Origin of the sequence: Actinospica acidithermotolerans, from assembly GCF_018139625.1 — a bacterium.
GTDB lineage: Bacteria > Actinomycetota > Actinomycetes > Streptomycetales > Catenulisporaceae > Actinospica > Actinospica acidithermotolerans.
Map to the genome: position 1 here is coordinate 1 of NZ_JAGSOH010000220.1, position 5,007 is coordinate 5,007.

The following is a 5,007-nucleotide window of genomic DNA, read 5'->3' on the forward strand; positions in this document are numbered from 1 at the left end:
GGCCGGCGTGCAGACGACGCCGTCCGGCCACATCATCGTCGACCGCGTCTCGCGCACCACCGCCTCCAACGTCTACGCGGCGGGCGACTGCACCGGCCTGCTCGCGCTCGCCTCCGTCGCCGCGATGCAGGGCACGATCGTGAAGGTCGCGGTCGAGGAGGGCCGGGCGGTCGAGGCGGGCGAGCTGGTCGTCGTGCTCGAGGCGATGAAGATGGAGCAGCCGATCACCGCGCACAAGTCCGGCACCGTCGTCGGGCTCTCCGCCGAGGTCGGCGCGACCGTCTCCTCCGGCGCCGTACTCTGCGAGATCAAGGACTGACCCCGAGAGATGGCGATGGCACCGCCGGGAGGCCACAAAGTACTGGATCAGTCGCCATAGCGGCTGATCCAGTGCCGCGAGGCAGGGCTTGGCGCCTCGTCGGATCGTGAAGACTCAGGTTACGGATGTTCCTGATGTCAACGCGGCTGTACGCCAGTAGCCTCCGCCGCATGACGATGTGTACCTGCGACAACGGCGCCGCGGTAAACGGCGGTACGCGGCGTGGCCTGCTCGGTGCGGCAGCGGCGGCAGCCGCTGCCGGTCTCCTGATCGGCACTCCCGCCGCGGCCGCTGCGGCGGCCACCTCCTCCGGCGGCTCGTCGAGTGAGAGCGACCGCTTCTCGCTCGTGCTGCTCGGCACCAACGGCGGCCCGCCGCCGATCGCCGCCCGCTTCGGGATCTCCACCGCGCTGATCGTGAACGGAAAGACATATGTGATCGACTGCGGCCGCGGTGCGGTGAGCCAGTACTTCCGAGCCGGGCTCGACTTCACGTCGCTCGCCGGGATCTTCCTGACCCACCTGCACTCCGACCACACCGTCGACTACTTCTCGTTCCCGCTGCTGGCGACCACCGCGGGCCTGACCAAGCCGATCCCCGTCTACGGCCCCGGTCCCGCAGGCGAGCTCTCGCTGGTCGCGGACGCGCCCGGCCAGATACCGGGGACGGCGGCGTTGACCACGCTCTCGAACCAGGCGTTCGCCGCGAGCACCACGTTCTTCCTGCAGGAGCACCTCGGCGTCGACCCGGCCTCGCTCGTCGACGTGCACGAGATAGCCCAGTCGATCGCGGGGCCGGTGACCGTCTTCGAGGACGAGAACGTCAGGGTGAGTGCGATCCTCGTCGTCCACGGCGCGGCAGTCCCGGCCTACGCCTACCGGTTCGACACCGAATACGGCAGCGTGACCTTCTCCGGCGACACGGCGCCGACCCCGAACATCCCGACGCTCGCCGCGGGCTCCGACATCCTGGTCCACGAAGCCGTCGACCTCGCGTACTTCGAGGCGGCGGGGACCCCGGCCACGCTCCTGGACCACCTGGAGAAGGTGCACACCGACGTCTCGAAGCTCGGCGGGATCGCCGCCGACGCGGATGCCGGACGCCTCGTCGTCACGCACCTCAGCCCGGGCGACCCTTCGCTTGTCTCAGAGGCCGCATGGAGCAAGGCGCTACGCGCCAGCGCCAAAGCAAGCGGATACCGCGGCGACGTGCTGCTCGGCGCCGACCTCATGCGTATTCCGATTCTCCGGAAGTGATGGAGATCATCCATCGCTCCACAGGAATGTGCGGCTGCCGACGACATTCAGCGCGCCGTGCGCCGACGTGTCAAGGTACGAAGTCGGCCCCGCCCGGAGGAAGTGATCTCCGGGCGGGGCCGACGTGCGGTCCGGCAGGCGGCGGCTACTTGTAGCTGACCGCCAGCCGCTGGTTCACCGACTGGATCGGTGCTGTGACGGTGAGGGTGCGGGTGGCGCTGTCCCACGTCCACTCGTCGGCTGTGGCCTTGTGGCCGTTGATCGACACCGAGGTCGGCGCCACGGCGTTCTGGAACGCGACCGTCCAGGTCCGCTGCTCCACTTGGCCGGCGAACGAGCCCTTGACCGGGTCGACGGTCACCTGGTGATTGGCATAGGCGATCGTGGTCGTCGCGCTCTGGGCGGTGTTCGTGGTCGTACCGTTGTCCTCGTACAGCGTGAAGGACCCCGGAGCGCCTTCGGCGACCGTGACCGTGGCCTTGGTCAGCGGGTTCTGGTCGTCGTTGGTGACGTCGCCGGAGCGGGTCGTCATGATCCCGCCGGACTTGATGAACACCGGCATGCTGTCCAGGCCGGTGGTGACGTTCTGCACCGTGCCGCCCTGGTACGTCTTGCCGGTGAAGTAGTCCGTCCAGGAGCTGCCGGCGGGGAACCACACCTGCGTGGTCGCCGAGTCGCCCGAGGTGGTCACCGGCGCCACCAGCACGTCCGGCCCGTAGAAGTACTCGCTGCCGTCGAACGCGTACGCGTCCTGCTGGTCCGGGTACTGCAGGTAGGTCGGACGGGTCACCGGAACGCCGGTCGCGTCGGCCTGCCGGGCGAGCGTGTAGGTGTAGGGCACCAGGTTCTCGCGCAGGTTGAGGAACTTCTCCGCGGAGCTCTCGGCCGCGGCGCCGTACTGCCACGGCAGCCGGTCGCTGTGGTTGCCGTGCAGCCGGTCGACGGGCTGGAAGGTGCCCAGCTGCACCCAGCGCGCGTAGAGGTCGTCGGGCAGCTTGGTGCTGCCCGGCTCGGCGCCGGCGGTCTGGTCGCCGGCGTTGTTGAACCCGCCGATGTCGTTGCTCACCGCGGACAGCCCGGTCGAGGCCGACTCACCCGGCGTGTACCCGACCTCCATGGCCAGCGTGGCCCAGCTCGACGTGGTGTCGCCGGTGAAGTGCACCGTGGTGCGCTTGTCCGCCCACGGCCCGGTGGCGAGCCCGACCGAACCGCTGTAGCCGCCGGCGTTCAGCGACGAGTACGCCCGGGAGAAGGCGAAGCCGCGGCCGACGGTGGCGTCGGTGTCCCACGCGTAGTTCTGGTTGATCCACGCGTCCGGGGTGACCCCGGCCAGCGACGAGGTGGAGCTGTCGCAGCACCAGTCCAGCCACCAGAAGTCGTTGCCCTGGTTCTGGATCTGCTGATGCAGGCCGAAGTACGCCGAGAGCTGGGCCGGGTTGCCCCAGTCGAAGCAGTACTGCCCGGTGCCGCAGGACGGCAGCGTGCCGCCGGCCGCCGCGAGCGCCTGCGGGTACTGCGGGTCGGTCTGCTGGACGCTCGGGTGCACGTTCAGCGTGGTGTGCAGCCCCTCCGCGTGCGCCCAGGCGAAGTACGCGGCCGGGTCGGGGAACTTGGCCGGATCCATCTCCCAGCCGTCCCAGGTGCTGCCGGCCTTGAAGTCCGTGTCGGTGACCAGGACGTCGAGCGGCACGCCCTGCGACCGGAAGGTCGGCAGAATGGTGTTCTCGTAGTCGGCAGCGGTGTGGTCGTAGTACTCCGAGTACCAGACCCCGTAGGCCCAGCGCGGAAGCAGCTCGGACGGCCCGGTCAGCGTGGCCAGATCGGTGAGGCCCTGCTGGTAGTCCTGGCCGTATCCGAACACGTATCCGTCCTGGTACGGCTTGCCGCCGTTCGACGGACGCTGCGTCACCTGGTGCGTGGCCTCGTTGAAGATCGCGGAGGCGGTGTCGTTCAGCAGCGACCAGCCGTCCTGGTAGAGGATGCCGGGCGTGGTCTGCACCTCACCGTTCTGGCCGTCGAGGCCGCGCCGGTAGCCGCCGAGCGCGGCGTGCGGGGCGAGCAGGGGCGTGCCGCTCTTGGCGAAGGCGACGGTGTCGAGGTTGACGTGGCAGGCGTCCGCGGTGGGGCAGCCGAGGGTCACCGTGTTCTCGCCCGCCGCGAGCGTGACCGGGATCGAGACGGTGTTCCAGCTGTCCCAGCTGCTGGTCGCCGGGAGCGTCGTGGTGGCCGGAGTGCCGCTGCCGACGGCGACCGAGATCGTCCGCGGGGCGGCGGCGCCGGTCGCGGAGAGGTCGGTCTGCCAGTTCGCGTAGCGCAGCTGCAACTGGTAGGTGCCGGGCTTCGGCACGCCGGTCACGTCGATGGCGTCGCTGGCAGAGGTCGAGCTCAGGCCGCCGACGAAGCCGGCTCCGGCGAAGTCGTTGTGGTTGTTCTGCACCGCGGCGCCGCCGGTGAGCGCGCCCGACTCGGCCTGGCAGACCGTCCCGAAGGAGCAGGGCTGCGCCTGCGGCGCGGCCGGGCCCGGGTAGGCCGCGCCCGGCGTGACCACGGCGAGGCTGTCGATGTTGACGTTGCCCGAGTCGGAGGCCGAGCGGGCGAGGGTGACGGTGTTGGCGCCCGCGCTCAGCGTCACCGGCACGGTCGCGACGGCCCAGGTGTCCCAGTTGGCCGTGGTGGGCATGCTCAGCGTCGTCGCGGTGCCGTTGTTCACGGTCGCGCTCAGCGTTCGGGTGACGTTCTGGCCGTCGCCGCCGGTGCTGTTGGCGTAGCGGGTGTCGAGGTCGTAGGTGCCCGCCGTCGCCGCGTTGATCTGGAAGGTCAGCGAGTCGCCGGTGTTCTGGAACCCGGCGGCGAAGCCGGTGCCGGTGTACCCGGCGTGGTTGCTGGCGACGGTCGGCCCCGAGAGTTCCAGGTCCTCTGCCTCGCACAGGGTTCCGAGCTGACAGGACGGAACCGCCGCCGACGCCCAGGGGGCGGCGGTGACGCTCTGCCGGCCGGCCCGCTCCGTGATCTGCAGGTTGTCCGAGCCGAACGGGCCGGAACCGACCTTGTACCGCAGGCGCACCTGGCCGGTGTCGATCGTCAGCCAGCCGTTGACAACGTTGTCAGTGAAGGCGGTGCGGGCGAAGCCGTCGCGGCCGACGGCGTTGAACGTGGGGTCGTCCTCGAAGACGCCGTTCCCGGCGTACTCGGTGCGGATGAGGGTGGGCGAGAGCACTTCGAACCGCGCGTCGCCGGAGACGACGGCGTGCTGCGCGGCGCTCGGCGCGGCGGCGGCCGAGGCGGGCAGGGCGGCGCCCAGGGTGCCGGCTGCGACGAGGCCGGCGGTCACGGTCGCGGTGGTCGCCTGCCATCGTGTTCTTCGCGGGGAACGGGGAGACATGCCTTGCTCCTTCGGGCCTGCCGGTGGATCAGCAGGGGAGGGTCGGGGAG

Annotated in this window: 3 protein-coding genes; 2 read left to right on the forward strand and 1 reads right to left on the reverse strand. The window is 70.4% G+C overall.

The genetic code is table 11. The features are described from left to right. Both KDK95_RS33935 and KDK95_RS33940 read left to right on the forward strand, forming a co-directional pair. Positions 1–319 (forward strand): biotin/lipoyl-containing protein (locus KDK95_RS33935; RefSeq protein WP_212522466.1); only part of this gene is annotated, 319 nt, incomplete at its 5' end. A gap of 170 nt (positions 320–489) precedes the next feature. After that, positions 490–1,575, forward strand: coding sequence for an MBL fold metallo-hydrolase (locus KDK95_RS33940; protein ID WP_212522467.1), 1,086 nt, complete (start codon positions 490–492; stop codon positions 1,573–1,575). Positions 1,576–1,720: 145 nt separating this feature from the next. On the opposite strand, the gene KDK95_RS33945 is transcribed toward KDK95_RS33940, so the two are convergent. Continuing rightward, on the reverse strand, positions 1,721–4,957 hold the full coding sequence (locus KDK95_RS33945) for a TIM-barrel domain-containing protein (RefSeq protein ID WP_212522468.1): 3,237 nt from the start codon (positions 4,955–4,957) through the stop codon (positions 1,721–1,723). Positions 4,958–5,007 lie beyond the last annotated feature (50 nt).

Excerpts from the sequence above, each read along its gene's own strand:
- KDK95_RS33945 (WP_212522468.1), bottom strand. The coding sequence starts at position 4,957 with ATGTCTCCCCGTTCCCCGCGAAGAACACGATGGCAGGCGACCACCGCG.
- KDK95_RS33940 (WP_212522467.1), top strand. The coding sequence starts at position 490 with ATGACGATGTGTACCTGCGACAACGGCGCCGCGGTAAACGGCGGTACG.